This is a genomic window from Salinicola endophyticus, assembly GCF_003206575.1.
Lineage (GTDB): Bacteria > Pseudomonadota > Gammaproteobacteria > Pseudomonadales > Halomonadaceae > Salinicola > Salinicola endophyticus.
Window position 1 is genome coordinate 273,060 of record NZ_PZJO01000005.1, and the last position, 12,917, is coordinate 285,976.

The 12,917-nt window shown below is 65.4% G+C and carries 11 protein-coding genes; 8 read left to right on the forward strand and 3 right to left on the reverse strand.

Annotated features, from left to right (window positions below):
- The first annotated feature begins 289 nt into the window (after positions 1 to 289).
- The 5 genes from DOM66_RS13475 to DOM66_RS13495 all read left to right on the forward strand — a co-directional run bounded on the left by DOM66_RS13475 (position 290) and on the right by DOM66_RS13495 (position 6,317).
- Positions 290 to 1,252, forward strand: a complete 963-nt coding sequence (locus DOM66_RS13475) for a nucleoside-specific channel-forming protein Tsx (protein ID WP_232825140.1) — start codon at positions 290 to 292, stop codon at positions 1,250 to 1,252.
- Positions 1,253 to 1,482: 230 nt separating this feature from the next.
- Positions 1,483 to 2,259 (forward strand): DeoR/GlpR family DNA-binding transcription regulator, encoded by a 777-nt coding sequence (locus DOM66_RS13480; RefSeq protein WP_110674548.1) that lies wholly within the window; start codon positions 1,483 to 1,485, stop codon positions 2,257 to 2,259.
- Positions 2,260 to 2,509: 250 nt separating this feature from the next.
- Positions 2,510 to 3,961, forward strand: a complete 1,452-nt coding sequence (locus tag DOM66_RS13485) for an NAD-dependent succinate-semialdehyde dehydrogenase (RefSeq protein WP_110690542.1) — start codon at positions 2,510 to 2,512, stop codon at positions 3,959 to 3,961.
- Positions 3,961 to 5,541, forward strand: coding sequence for a PucR family transcriptional regulator (locus DOM66_RS13490; protein WP_110674546.1), 1,581 nt, complete (start codon positions 3,961 to 3,963; stop codon positions 5,539 to 5,541). Before DOM66_RS13485 ends, DOM66_RS13490 begins: the two co-directional genes overlap by 1 nt.
- A gap of 53 nt (positions 5,542 to 5,594) precedes the next feature.
- On the forward strand, positions 5,595 to 6,317 hold the full coding sequence (locus DOM66_RS13495; protein WP_110674545.1) for a haloacid dehalogenase type II: 723 nt from the start codon (positions 5,595 to 5,597) through the stop codon (positions 6,315 to 6,317).
- A 210-nt stretch (positions 6,318 to 6,527) separates the two neighbouring features.
- On the opposite strand, the gene DOM66_RS13500 is transcribed toward DOM66_RS13495, so the two are convergent.
- Positions 6,528 to 7,094 carry a DinB family protein gene (locus tag DOM66_RS13500; RefSeq protein ID WP_110690543.1) on the reverse strand — a complete coding sequence of 189 codons (567 nt, stop codon included), beginning with the start codon at positions 7,092 to 7,094 and terminating at the stop codon, positions 6,528 to 6,530.
- A 46-nt stretch (positions 7,095 to 7,140) separates the two neighbouring features.
- Between DOM66_RS13500 and DOM66_RS13505 the strand changes: the two genes are divergently transcribed.
- Positions 7,141 to 7,782 (forward strand): LysE family translocator, encoded by a 642-nt coding sequence (locus DOM66_RS13505; protein WP_110690544.1) that lies wholly within the window; start codon positions 7,141 to 7,143, stop codon positions 7,780 to 7,782.
- 146 nt (positions 7,783 to 7,928) lie between these two features.
- On the forward strand, positions 7,929 to 8,921 hold the full coding sequence (locus DOM66_RS13510) for an adenosine deaminase (protein WP_110690545.1): 993 nt from the start codon (positions 7,929 to 7,931) through the stop codon (positions 8,919 to 8,921).
- Positions 8,922 to 9,024: 103 nt separating this feature from the next.
- Here DOM66_RS13510 and DOM66_RS13515 read toward each other — a convergent pair whose 3' ends face one another.
- Both DOM66_RS13515 and DOM66_RS13520 read right to left on the reverse strand, forming a co-directional pair.
- A complete protein-coding gene (locus tag DOM66_RS13515) occupies positions 9,025 to 10,143 on the reverse strand; it encodes an aminotransferase class V-fold PLP-dependent enzyme (protein ID WP_110690546.1) in 1,119 nt (372 codons plus the stop codon).
- Positions 10,144 to 10,175: 32 nt separating this feature from the next.
- The gene (locus tag DOM66_RS13520) at positions 10,176 to 11,396 is read right to left on the reverse strand and encodes a pyridoxal phosphate-dependent aminotransferase (protein WP_110690547.1); all 1,221 of its coding nucleotides are present in this window, start codon (positions 11,394 to 11,396) and stop codon (positions 10,176 to 10,178) included.
- Positions 11,397 to 11,664: 268 nt separating this feature from the next.
- On the opposite strand from DOM66_RS13520, the gene DOM66_RS13525 reads away from it, so the two are divergent.
- On the forward strand, positions 11,665 to 12,917 hold a 1,253-nt coding region (locus tag DOM66_RS13525; RefSeq protein ID WP_157959048.1), incomplete at its 3' end, for a retention module-containing protein.

Sequence of the window (12,917 nt, forward strand, 5' to 3'; positions counted from 1 at the left end):
GGCAGGGCGGGGATGAAACTGGCGCTGAGGCGCACCGGCAGTGACGCCGCGACAACAATCCTGGCGCGATAACAAGGGAAGCGCTGAATAAATCGCCGAACGAGATGAAGGACAGGGCGCTCGGAGCGCAGACTCGAAGCAACGCGTCACGCGAGGCATAACATGGGGTTAGGCGAGCCTTCGACCGGGCTGGCGCCCCAGCACCGCGCAACGCAGTCATTCGCACGTGCAGGCATTTATGCAGTGGTTCCCAATGACGCCACGACAACAATGAGGCATGGGAGAGGGCATGAACGGGAACGGCATGAGCAAGGCCAGCGTCCTGCTGGCGCTGTGGGGGCTGGCGGTCACGCCGGCATGGGCGGCCGGCGATGCGAGCGAGCAGGGCAGTGCGCCGGTGATCGAGCAGGAAACACCGGCCGAGGGACCGCAGGCGGTGGATGAGACCGCGGATGGGCCCTATCTGTCCGACTGGTACCACCAGAACCTGACCGTCATCGGCAGCAAGAACATTCGCTTCGGCCCGCAGCAGATCGACGATATCTATCTCGAGTACGAATTCTTCGGCCGCAAGGGACCGCTGGATCTCTACGGCTATATCGACTTTCCCAAATTCTTCGGCATCGGCAATCGCCCCGACCGCGGCATCTTCGACAAGGGCTCGCCGGTCTTCATGGAGCTGGAGCCGCGACTGTCGATCGATGACATGACCGGGCAGGATCTCAGCTTCGGGCCGTTCAAGGAGTGGTTCGTCGCCTTCGACTACATCTTCGACTGGGGTCACAACAGCGACAATCGCCAGAACACGCTCTATGCAGGTCTGGGGACCGATATCGATACCGGCTCGCCGCTGGGGCTCTCGTTCAACTTCTACAAGCGTCGCCAGTGGGAGAACTACGGCGCCGCCAACGAGAACTCCTGGGACGGTTATCGCGCCCAGCTCAACTACTCCTATCCGCTGGGCACTTTCGACAACGGTGCTTCGCTGGTCTACGTCGGCTTCACCAACCACGACTTCGGCTCGGACCTGGGTGATGGCAACTCGGTACGTACCAACGAGTCGACGGTGGCCACCAACGTGCTGCTGTACCAGTTCACTCACCTGCGCTTCATGGCGGTGGCGCGCTACTTCCATAACGGCGGGCAGTGGAACGATGGCGTCACCGCGCCCTTCCCCAATGCCAGTGGTGAAAGCTTCGAGCTGCGCTCCACCGGCTGGGGGTATTATCTGGGGGTCGGCTGGCAGTTCTGATCGGTCGAGTCGTCGATCCGTCATGTCATCGGGGAGCCAGCAGGCTCCCCGATGTGTCTGGGCGGAGGCAGTACACGCCATCCGCCCAAATGGGCGCCTGGCGCGACGCTTTTGGCATGACACGGCGATTGGCATGACACGGAGGTTGGCATGACACAACAATGGCGGCAGCGGCTTGGCTTCGAGCGGGGATCAGCGATGATGGCGATGGGGTGGCGGAGCACGAACCTATGAATGGACGTAGTGCGCAGCGTCTCGAGCGGCTGAGCGAGGCGCTCAAGCGCGCCGGTACCCTGCCGCTCGCCGAGGCGGCGGCGCTGTGCGGGGTCTCGGAGATGACCATCCGGCGTGATATCGCTGCCAGCAGCGGGACCATCGCCTCGTTCGGCGGTCATCTGGTGATGGCCGACAATCCGCAGTTCGCCGCCGCCTACCATCTCGATACCCAGAAGGATCACTTCGCGGCGGCCAAGCAGCGGCTGTGCCGGGAGGCCGCAGCACGTGTCGAGGAGGGCGATACGCTGTTCATCGACTGCGGCACCACGCTGGTGGCGCTGTGCGCAGAGCTGCCGCGTCAGTTGACCGTGACCGTGGTCACCTATGCGCTCAACGTAGCCAATGCCTTCTGCCAGCGCGATATGCCCAACATGCGCCTGGTGGTGCTGGGCGGGCTCTACTATCCGGCGTCGCAATCCTTCGGGGGGCAGGATGTCACCACGGCGATCCGGCGCCTGGGCATCAACAAGGCGTTCATCTCGGCGGCCGGCGTGCAGATCGACAAGGGGGCCAGCTGCTTCCACTTCCATGAGGTGGCGCCGAAGCAGGCGGCGATCGAGCATGCCGAACGCAGCATTCTGGTCGCCGACGAGAGCAAGCTCGAGGTGATGCGCCCGGCGTTCTTCGCCGAGTTGTCCGATTTCGATGCGGTGATCACCAGCGGCGCGCCGGGGCATGCCTGGCAGACGCGGGTCGCTGCGTCAGATGGGCCACCGGTGAGCGTGGTCTGAAGCGCCTGAACGCAGGGTGTGAACGCAGGGTATGAACGTTGTCCGCTGTGCGCATGCCACGCTTTTGCCTACCCTCGAATTCCTTTCTCTTGTATGGCAAGGTTTTGAGATATTCCTGTTTTTCATAGGAAGATTTCGGCCGGCCGGGCACTTACCATCCGGGTAACCGTTTCCCTTTACTGTCTTCGGGCCGGTGTTCCGCGGGGTGCCGCCGGGATATCCGTCCGTTGTCTGCTGCAGGAGTTGCATCATGTCACTGCCCGTTCCCTCCGCCAGTGCACCTTTCTATCCCGCCGCCATTGCCGGCCATGACAGCGAGGCCGGCGCACGCTATACGGTGCGCTCGCCGGCCACCGGCGAGCCCATCGCCGAAGTCGCCGACTGTGGTGCCGAGGTCGCGCAGGTGGCAGCGGACAGTGCCCAGCGCGGCTTCGAGCAGTGGCGCCAGACCACACCATTCGAGCGTGCGGCGCTGTTGAAGGCGTGGCACGGCGCCATGCTCGAAGCCAAGGAGACGCTGGCGTTGACCATGGCCCGGGAGATGGGCAAGCCGATTCGCGAAGCCCGCGGCGAGGTCGACTACGCGGCCGGCTTCATCGAGTGGTTCGCCGAGCAGGCCAAGCGTATCGATGGCGATATCCTGCCCAGCCCGCATCCGGAGAAGCGTCTGTCGGTGCTGCGCCAGCCGGTGGGGCCGGTGTTCGCGATCACGCCGTGGAACTTCCCGGCGGCGATGATCACGCGCAAGGTGGCGCCAGGGTTGGCGGCCGGCTGCTCGGTGATCGTCAAGCCCGCAGAGCAGACCCCGATCACGGCGCTGATGCTGGCTGAGCTGTGGCGTCAGGTGGGTGGCCCGGCCGAGGTGTTCCAGGTGATCACCGCCGAGCGTCCGGCCGCGATCAGCGAGGTGCTGATGGCCGATGCGCGCATTCGCAAGCTCACCTTCACCGGCAGCACCCCGGTGGGCAAGCGGCTCTACGCCCAGTCCGCCGCCACCATGAAGCGCATGTCGCTGGAGCTGGGCGGACACGCGCCCTTCCTGGTCTTCGATGATGCGGATATCGACGCCGCGGTGACCGAGGTGATGGCAAGCAAGTTCCGCAACGGTGGCCAGACCTGTGTCTGCACCAACCGTATCTATGTCCAGCGCGGTATCTTCGACGCCTTTGCCGAGCGTCTGGCCGCAGCGGCCGCTGCGCTGGCGATCGGCGATCCCGAAGACGAGGCGACCCAGGTCGGGCCGCTGGTCAGCCAGGCGGGTCGTGACAAGGCCCAGGCGCACATCGACGATGCCCTGGCCAAGGGCGCGCAGCGGCTGACGCCTGCCTTGAGCGTCGACGGACTCTATGTCGCGCCGACGGTGCTGACCGGGGTGACGCCGGAGATGCGCATCATGCAGGAGGAGACCTTCGGCCCGGTGGCGCCGCTGATCGTCTTCGACGACGAGGCGGAGGCGATCGCCGCTGCCAACGATACCCCGTTCGGCCTTGCGGCCTATCTGTGGACGCGCAGCCTGGGCCGCGCGGCACGTGTTTCCGAGGCGCTCGACTACGGCATCGTCGGTGTCAACGACGGCGCCCCTTCGGTGCCGAATGCGCCCTTCGGCGGGGTCAAGGACAGCGGCCTCGGGCGCGAGGGTGGTCACTACGGCATCGACGAGTACCTCGACTGCAAGTTCGTTTCCACTCGCCTGGATCGTTGATGCACGAAGCGCCCCAGGCGCCGCCGGCCGCCGAGCTGGATCTGGCCACGGCGCTGCGCGAGACCAAGTTGTGCCACGCCTGCGTGGTGGCCGGGGAGCGTTCGCTCTCGCGGCCGCTGCGCTGGGTCCATATGGTCGACCACCCCGATATCATCAACTGGGTCCAGCCGGGCCAGCTGCTGCTGACCACCGGCTACCACTGGCCGGATGAACCGGCGGCGGAGCGCGCGCTTGTCGAGGCGCTGGCGGAGAAGGGGCTGGCCGGCGTGGCGCTGGCCGTGCCGCGTTTTCTGTCGGCCTTTCCGGCGACCAGTCGCGAGGTCGCCGAGTCGCTCGACTTTCCGCTGCTGGAGATCCCCTGGGACGTGCCCTTCAGCCAGATCACCGAGGAGGTGCACGCCTGGCTGATCGCTCGTCAGGGGCAGTTGATCGCTCGCGCCGAGCGCATTCATCGCGATCTCACCCGCTCGGCGCTGACCGCCGGCAGCCTGGGGGATATCGCCGCTGCCCTGAGCGAGCTGCTCGGGCGGGCCGTGCTATTCACGGGTCTCGATGGCGAGTGGCTGGGTGGCAGCCGGGAGCGTCATGCTCGGCCCCTGCCGACGCCGGCGGCGCAGCAGGCGGCGGAGGCGGTGGCGGGTAGCCAGGCGTGCTCGCTGGATGATCCGGCAGGCGACGGCCAGCGCTGGTTGGCCTGCCCGGTGCACATCCAGGAGGTGCGGGCGGCACTTCTGTGGATCGATGAATCCGGCGCCCGGGTGAGCGAACTGGAGCGCCGGGCGGCGGAGCAGGCGGCGCTGATCTCGGCGCTGCACCTGTCGCACCAGCGTGCGCTCCAGGCCCAGGAGTCGCGGCTCGGTTACGCCTTCGTCGACTCGCTGCTGGAGGGGCGTTTCGAGGCCACGCCGGCGGCGCTGGAGCGCGCCACGCTGCAGGGCTGGGAGCCCCAGGCGGCGTATCAGGTCTGCGCCATCCTGCTCAACGAGCCGGTGCCGCTCAGTCGCGAGGGGCTTTTACGGCGCGAGCGCTGGGAGCGCCGCCTGAGCCGCTACCTTCAAGGGATCGAGCAGCCGCCGCTGATCTCGGTCTCGCTCAACCAACTATTGTTTCTGCTGCGTAGCGACGTGTCCCCCACGGCACTGTGGCGGCGGCTGGGCGATGGTGAGTCGGCCATGGCGGTCAGCCGGCAGGTGCGTGGCGCCGTGGAGACCGCCAAGGGCGCCGACGACGTGGCGCGGCTGGCTGCCGCGCTGCGGCCGGGGGAGCTGCGCGACTTCGAATCGATGCTGTTCAACCGGGTGCTGGAGGGCGACGACGACGCCCGCCGGCTGTTTCTGACGCGCATCATCGAGGCGCTCGATCCGGCCGAACGGGGTACCAGCCTGCGTCTCACCCTCGCGGCGTTGACCGACCACGGTTTTCATCTGGCGCAGACGGCGCGTGCGCTGGAGATTCATATCAGCACCCTGCGCTATCGCCTGGAGCGCCTGCGCGAGGCGCTGGGCATGGATCTGGACGATACCGACGTGCGCCTGCAGCTGCAGGTGGCGATGCGCCTATGGGCACTGAAGGACGACTGAGTGCTCGCCATCCCCGGCGAGCCCCATGACGGCTACCGACAAGAGGCGGACCGATGCAATTGACCGATTTCGATACCCTGACCTTCGATGTCTACGGCACCCTGATCGACTGGGAGAGTGGCATGGTGGCGGGGCTGCAGCCGCTGCTCAAGCGCACTGAACTGAGCCTGAGCCGCGACCAGGTGCTCGAGGCGCATGCGCGTCACGAGTCGAGCCAGCAGCGCTATACCCCGCACCTGCAGTATCGCTGGCTGCTGGCGGTGGTCTACAAGCGGCTGGCCGAGGAGTGGGGAGTGACGGTGACCCACGACGAGTGCCTGGCCTACGGCGACTTCGTCAAGCAGTGGCCGGCGTTCGCCGATAGCGCGGCGGCACTCGGCTATCTCAAGCAGCACTACAAGCTGGTGGTACTCTCCAACGTCGACAACGAGAGCTTCGCCTATAGCCAGCGCAAGCTGGAGGTCGAGTTCGATGCGGTCTATACCGCCGAGGACATCGGCTCCTACAAGCCCTCGCCGCGCAATTTCGACTATCTGCTGGAGAAGCTCGGCGAGCGCGGCATCGACAAGACACGCATCCTGCATACCGCGGAGAGCCTGTTCCACGATCATCAGCCGGCCAACCAGCATGGGCTGGCCAACTGCTGGATCTATCGCCGCCACGATCAGCAGGGTTTCGGCGCGACCATGGACCCGGGCGGGATGCCGCGGATCGACTTCCGCTTCGACAGCATGGCGGCCCTGGCGGACGCGCACCGCAAACTAGTCACCGTCTGAAAAGTACTGCGCTAGCCCACGCGGCGTTAAAAATCGACTCACTGAACAACGTTCAGAACGTCCGTAGGACGGCCCGAAGGGCGAGCGGAGCGAGTCACATGCTCATTTACAACGCGTAAACTGGAGCGCCAGCCCGGTCCGTCTTCGTCGATTTTTGCCTTAGCTGCGCGCCCCGGCTTTGCCTTCGCTCGTCGACTTTTCAGACAGCGCCTAGTGGGCTGAGTCGTTCGAGCGCCACACCTGATCTTCGTCGATACCGAGGTCACTGAATTCGGCCTGGCGCAGCGGGGCTTCGTCGCGCAGGAAGAACTCGTCGAGCTGGGGCGGTGCGACCTTCGTGGACGAGAGCATGGCGTGGACCTGACCACGATGGTGGGTCTGGTGCACGAAAAGATGCGCCAGCACGCGATGGGTGGGCTCGTGCTGCTGGTGGGTGCCGCGTGGCAGGACGGTCTCGCGCGTCAGCCACGCGGGCGTGGCGCTCTCGCACAGGGCGACCAGATGCCGGTCGAGCCTCTCCTGGGCCGGTTGCAGGGTGTCGATCGCGGCGTGGGGTAGCTCGTCGTCGAAGGCGCCTAGCCCCAGCGTGCCGCCTTCCAGGGCATCGATGTAGTAGGCGTCGACGATCAGGATATGGTTGAGCGTGGCATGGATCGAGGGGAAGAAACCGCTGCGCTCGGCGTACAGCGCCTCCTGCGACAGACCGGCACAGGCAGTGAGGAGGCGGTGATTGGACCAAAGGTTGCAGTAGGCTTGGTGACGAAAGTGTTCGATCATGGCGGAAAACCTTTACGCTTGTCGCTGCGGTAGCGCTGGAGTCGATATGGAAATGCTACACGGTCTGATCGTGATCACCTTCGTCCATCTGCTGGCGGCGGCTTCGCCGGGGCCGGATTTCGTGCTCGTCACCCAGCAGACGTTGAGCCATGGCAGGCGGGTAGGGCTGCTGTGCAGCCTGGGTATCGCGCTCGGCCTCTCCATTCATATCGTCTATTCCGCCTTCGGGCTGGCCGCGGTGATCGCCAATTCGGCCCAGACGCTGTGGGCGATCAAGCTCCTCGGCGGCGCCTATCTGCTCTATCTGGGCATCAAGGGGCTGCGCTCGCGCCCGGCGCTGAGCGAGGCCGGCGTGGCTGCCGGCTCGGTATCCGCCCTCCCACGTTCGGCCTGGCGCACCGTCGGTGCCGGTTTCCTGTGCAATGCGCTCAATCCCAAGGCGCCGATCTACTTCGTCGCGCTGTTCACCATTGTGCTCTCGCCGGCGATGCCGCTGTACCAGATCGCCATCTACGGCGTCTGGATCATGCTGCTGCAGCTGGGCTGGTTCTCGGCAGTGGCGCTGCTGCTGTCGACCCCGCGCATCCAGCGCGCCTTCCAGCGGGGCAGCCACTGGATCGACCGTGTGCTCGGCGCGGCGATGATCGCGCTGGGCATCAAGGTGCTGATGACGCGGGTATCGAGCTGAACCTGACTGGGCTGGCGCCGGGCGCTGCCGTTCCCGCTTGATCCGTGTCTGAGGCTTTTCACCGAGCTCCGTGCGGCATGCGCTTCCCAGTGTCGGTGCTTTTCGGCATCCTGTGGGCACTCATTTCGAAACGGCGAGGAGCAAGCGTGAAAACCTGGCTACGTGATCTACCCAAGGTCGAGCTGCATCTACATATCGAGGGATCGCTGGAGCCGGAGTTGATGTTCTCGCTGGCGGCGCGCAACGGGGTGAGCCTGCCCTACGCCACGGTGGACGAAGTCCGCGAGGCGTACGACTTCAGCGATCTGCAGTCGTTTCTCGATCTCTATTATCAGGGCATGCGGGTTCTGTGCACCGAACAGGACTTCTATGACCTGGCGATGGCCTACCTCGAACAAGCCCACGCGGAAGGCGTAGTACACGTCGAGCTCTCCTTCGATCCACAGGCGCACCTGAACCGCGGCGTCGAGCTGGCGGTGCCGTTCGAGGGGCTCAATCGCGCCCGGCGTCAGGCGGAGCGCGAGTGGGGCATGACCAGTGCGCTGATCATGAGCTTCCTGCGTGATCGCGATGCTGCCGAGGCGATGGCGGTACTGGAGAAGGCAGCTCCCTATTACGAGACGATCGATGCGGTGGGATTGGACAGCGCTGAGGTGGGCAATCCGCCGACCAAGTTCAGCGCGGTGTTCGAGCGCGCCAAGGCGCTGGGCATCCCGCGGGTGGCGCATGCCGGTGAAGAGGGGCCGGCGGCCTATATCAGCGAAGCGCTGGACGAACTCGATGTCTGCCGCATCGACCACGGCGTGGCCTGTCTGCAGGACGCGGCACTGGTCGAGCGTCTGCGCCAGATGCAGATGCCGTTGACCGTCTGCCCGCTCTCCAATGTGCGGCTCAAGGTAGTGGCGGAGATGACCGACCATCCGCTGCCGCAGATGCTCGAACAGGGCCTGAAGGTGACGCTCAACTCCGACGACCCGGCCTATTTCGGTGGCGGCGTGCTGGAGAACTATCTCGCCTGCGCACAGGCTTTCGCCTGGGACCGCGAGACCTTCAAGCAACTGGCGGGCAACGCCATCGATGTCGCCTTCATGCCAGACGCACGGCGGGCGGCACTGCTGACTCGGCTCGACGCCTGCTGAGGGCGTGATGGCCTTATAAGGCTGGCAAGGCTGACAAGGGCGCGGCATCGAATCATCGATACCGCGCCCTTGGCGTTATGGCGCTGGACTCGATCCGGTAGACTCAGAGCGCATCCAGCGCCTGCGCGAAGCGGGTCACCGCGCCCTCGATATCTTCCAGCTTGTCCAGCCCGAAAAGGCCGATACGGAAGGTCTGGAAGTCATCGCCCTCGTCGCACATCAGCGGCACGCCGGCGGCGATCTGCACGCCTTGGGCGGCGAAGCGCTGGACCAGATCGCGCTCCTGGGTATAGCTGACCACCACGCCTGGCGCTTCGAACCCCGCCGCGGCGACGCTGGGGTAGCCGCGTTCGGCCAGCAGCGAGCGAATACGCTGACCCAGCTCCCACTGCGCCTTCTCGAGCTTGTCGAAGCCGTCCTGCTCCATCTCCTGGATGGTGTGATAGAGCCGTGTCAGGCCGTCGGTCGGCAGCGTGGCGTGATAGGCGTGCCCGCCATTCTCGTAGGCTTCCATGATCCCTAGCCAGCGCTTGAGATCCGCTGCAAAGCTGCTGCTGCTGGTGTGCTCGATATGCGCCCGCGCGCGTTCGCTGAGCATCACCATGGCGCAGCAGGGCGAGGCGCTCCAGCCCTTCTGCGGGGCGCTGATCAGCACGTCCACGCCGGTCGCCTGCATGTCGACCCAAGCGGTGCCCGAGGCGATGCAGTCGAGCACCAGCAGGCCGTCGACGGCATGCACCGCTTCGGCCAGCTGGCGCAGATAGTCATCCGGCAGCAGCACCCCAGCGGAGGTCTCGACGTGCGGGGCGAAGACCACCGCCGGGCGTTCCGCCTGGATGGCGGCGACCACTTCGTCGATCGGTGCCGGGGCGAACGGCGAGTGGGCGTCGCTGCCCTGACGCCGGGCCTTGAGCGCCTGGGTGGCGGCGGCGATGCGGCCCTGGTCGAGAATCTGGGTCCAGCGGTAGCTGAACCAGCCGTTGCGCACGATCAAGCAGCGGGCATCGGTGGCGAACTGACGGGCCACGGCCTCCATGCCGAACGTCCCGCTGCCGGGCACGATGATGCTGCTATGGGCATGGTAGGTCCGCTTCAGCAGGCGCGAGAGTTCGCGCATGACCTGCTGAAAGTTCTGCGACATGTGGTTGAGCGAGCGATCGGTATAGACGACCGAGTATTCCAGCAGGCCGTCGGGGTCGACGTCTGGGCGAAGTGCCGGCATGGGCGGGCTCCTTGAGGTGGAATGAAGGGAAATCAGCGCGGGGCGGACGGCGCGACAGCGGACAGCGTGCGCAGATAAGGCACCAGACGCGCCAGCGCCTCCTCGGCCAGTGTGGGGGCGATGGCGAAGCAGATGCGCAGGTAATCCTCTCCTTCGGGGCCGAAGGCGCTGCCGGGGGCTACGCCGACCTTGGTCTCTCGCAGCAGCTGCACCGCGCGCTCGAGGCTGGTGCCTGGCAGCCCGTGCACCTTGAAGAAGAGATAGAAGGTGCCCTGGGGCGTGAACACGGTGACGTTGTCCAGGGCCTCCAGCCCTTGCACCAGGATATCCCGCGATACCTGGCAGCGGGCGATCTGATGGGCGATGAACTCATCGCCGGTCTCGAGCGCCACCTGGCAGGCGCGCTGCACGAAGGGGGCTACCCCGGTGGTGTTGTACTGACATAGCCTGGCGAAGAGGGTCTCCATGCCCAGGGGGCAGACGACCCAGCCGGCACGCCAGCCGGTCATGCACCAGTTCTTCGAGAAGGTGTTGGTCACCAGCAGGCGGTCGGTCGCCTCACATAGTTGCAGAAAAGAGGGGGCCGGCCCCTGGCCGTCGTAGACGAAGTGGTTGTAGACCTCGTCGGCGATGATCCAGAGCCCGCGCTCGCGGCAGAAGTCGCGCAGCCGGCGCATATCTGCCAGCGGCATGCGCCAGCCGGTGGGGTTGGAGGGCGAGTTGATGAAAATCGCCCGGGTGCGCTCGGTCACTGCGGCGAAGAGGGCGTCGAGGTCGAGCGTGATGGCGCCATCGTCATGGAAGTCGAAGGCGACCGCGACATTGACGCCACCACAGATCGCGACCACCTGCTTGGCGTTGGGCCAGGCAGGCGAGGGCATGATCACCTCATCACCTTCGTCGAGTATGGCCTGCATGGCCATGACCACCGCGTTCATGCCGCCGATCGAGGCGCAGAAGCGTTCGGGGGCCACCTCCACATCCCAGTGGCGCCGGTGATAGTCCGACAGCGCCTGGCGCAGGTCTGGCGTGCCCTGGGAGTAGCCATAGCGGGTATCGCCCGCCTCGAGCGCTGCGATGGCGGCATCGCGGATGGGAGCCGGCGTGGGCAGATCCCCCTCGCCGATCCAGAGGCGGACCACGCTGTCGTCATGCCGCGCCAGGTCCGCCACGGTCACGATCTGATTGTCGGGCATCTCGCGTACCCGGGAAGAGCTGAACGGCTGCAGGGCAGCGGGGATCACGTCGGGCATGGGGGTGGTCGCCTTGTGGGGTCTGCTGGCTCGATCATATCGAGGAAGTCGCGAGCTGGCTAACCAATCGCCGCCGGCGTTCGCCCGCTAATGATTCATAACAAATTGGTTTTCCTAAGTTTTACAAATGCTAGGCTAAGATTGAGGAAAACATGGCAAATGATTAATAAATTAGTCTTGATTGCGTGCACGAAAGGGTTACATTTCGCCAAAATAGCGTAAACCTCGTGTTGCGCGCTCGCATCTGGTTACAATTGGGGGAAGTTCAATGGCCGCTCTGCTCACCGTGGTCCGGGTTGATGGCGATGTCTTTGTGCTGGATCCGCGCAAGCTGCTGATCCCGGGCATGGCGATTCCCGAGGGCGCGACCTTGGTGGCGCCGGATGGCGGCCGACTGATTCTGGCGGACGGTACTGTCTTGCCGCTCAATGCCGGGCAGCCGCTGGTGCTCGAGGTCGTCGACGACGTTCCTACACTGCTGGTGGCCGATTCTGGCAGCGCCGACAGCGACGTCGCCGCGCTGCAGGCGGCCATCGCAGCGGGCGTCGACCCCACAACGGTTCAACAGGCGCCGGCCGCGGGTAATGCTGGCGGTGGCGGCGGCAGCCTCTCGGGTGAGGGCGGTTTTTCCACACCGTTCGACATCGCCCGAGTGGGTCGCGAAGAGAGCAGCAGCTACCGCTATGACGCCACCTTTGCGGCGCTAGGGTCACCGACCGTCACCCCGGCGAGCTTCTCGCCTCCTGCCGCCGATGCCACCGGCGGGACTGATGCTGCGGCAACCAATCAGAATCCGGTAGCGAGCGCCGGTACCCAAACCACTGGCGAGAACGCGACGTTGAATGGCCAGGTGCCGGCGGCCACCGATGTCGATGGCACTATCGCCAGTTACCAGCTCGCGACCGGCGTGGGCCAGGGCAACGGCAGCCTCAGCTTCAATAGCGATGGCTCTTACACCTTCGATCCGGGTGCCGAATTCGACGGCCTGGCCGCCGGCCAGAGTCGTGACGTCACTTTCACCTACACCGCCACGGACAACGACGGTGGGGTGAGTGCACCGCAGACGGTGACCATTACCGTCACCGGCACCAATGACGTGCCGGTGGCCGAGGCCAATACCGAAACGACGGGTGAGAACGCCACGCTGAACGCCCAGGTGCCGGCGGCCACCGACGTTGACGGTACGGTCGAGAGCTACCAACTGGTTAATAGTGTTGGTGACAATAATGGCTCGCTGAGCTTCAACAGCGATGGCAGCTATACCTTTAACCCGGGCACCGACTTCGACGGTCTGGCCGCGGGTGAGAGCCGCAATGTCACCTTCACCTACACCGCCACGGATAACGACGGCGGTGTCAGTGCCCCGCAGACGGTCACTATCACGGTCACAGGCACCAATGACCTGCCAGTCGCCAAGACCGACACCCAGAGCACGGGTGAAAATCAGGTACTCGAAGGTAATGTCCCGGCGGCCACCGATGTCGATGGCACGGTGGAGAGCTACCAGCTCGCGTCTGGCGT

Excerpts from the sequence above, each read along its gene's own strand:
- DOM66_RS13520 (WP_110690547.1), bottom strand. The coding sequence starts at position 11,396 with ATGCCCGACGTGATCCCCGCTGCCCTGCAGCCGTTCAGCTCTTCCCGG.
- DOM66_RS13500 (WP_110690543.1), bottom strand. The coding sequence starts at position 7,094 with ATGATCGAACACTTTCGTCACCAAGCCTACTGCAACCTTTGGTCCAAT.
- DOM66_RS13490 (WP_110674546.1), top strand. The coding sequence starts at position 3,961 with ATGCACGAAGCGCCCCAGGCGCCGCCGGCCGCCGAGCTGGATCTGGCC.
- DOM66_RS13505 (WP_110690544.1), top strand. The coding sequence starts at position 7,141 with ATGGAAATGCTACACGGTCTGATCGTGATCACCTTCGTCCATCTGCTG.
- DOM66_RS13475 (WP_232825140.1), top strand. The coding sequence starts at position 290 with ATGAACGGGAACGGCATGAGCAAGGCCAGCGTCCTGCTGGCGCTGTGG.
- DOM66_RS13495 (WP_110674545.1), top strand. The coding sequence starts at position 5,595 with ATGCAATTGACCGATTTCGATACCCTGACCTTCGATGTCTACGGCACC.
- DOM66_RS13480 (WP_110674548.1), top strand. The coding sequence starts at position 1,483 with ATGAATGGACGTAGTGCGCAGCGTCTCGAGCGGCTGAGCGAGGCGCTC.
- DOM66_RS13485 (WP_110690542.1), top strand. The coding sequence starts at position 2,510 with ATGTCACTGCCCGTTCCCTCCGCCAGTGCACCTTTCTATCCCGCCGCC.
- DOM66_RS13515 (WP_110690546.1), bottom strand. The coding sequence starts at position 10,143 with ATGCCGGCACTTCGCCCAGACGTCGACCCCGACGGCCTGCTGGAATAC.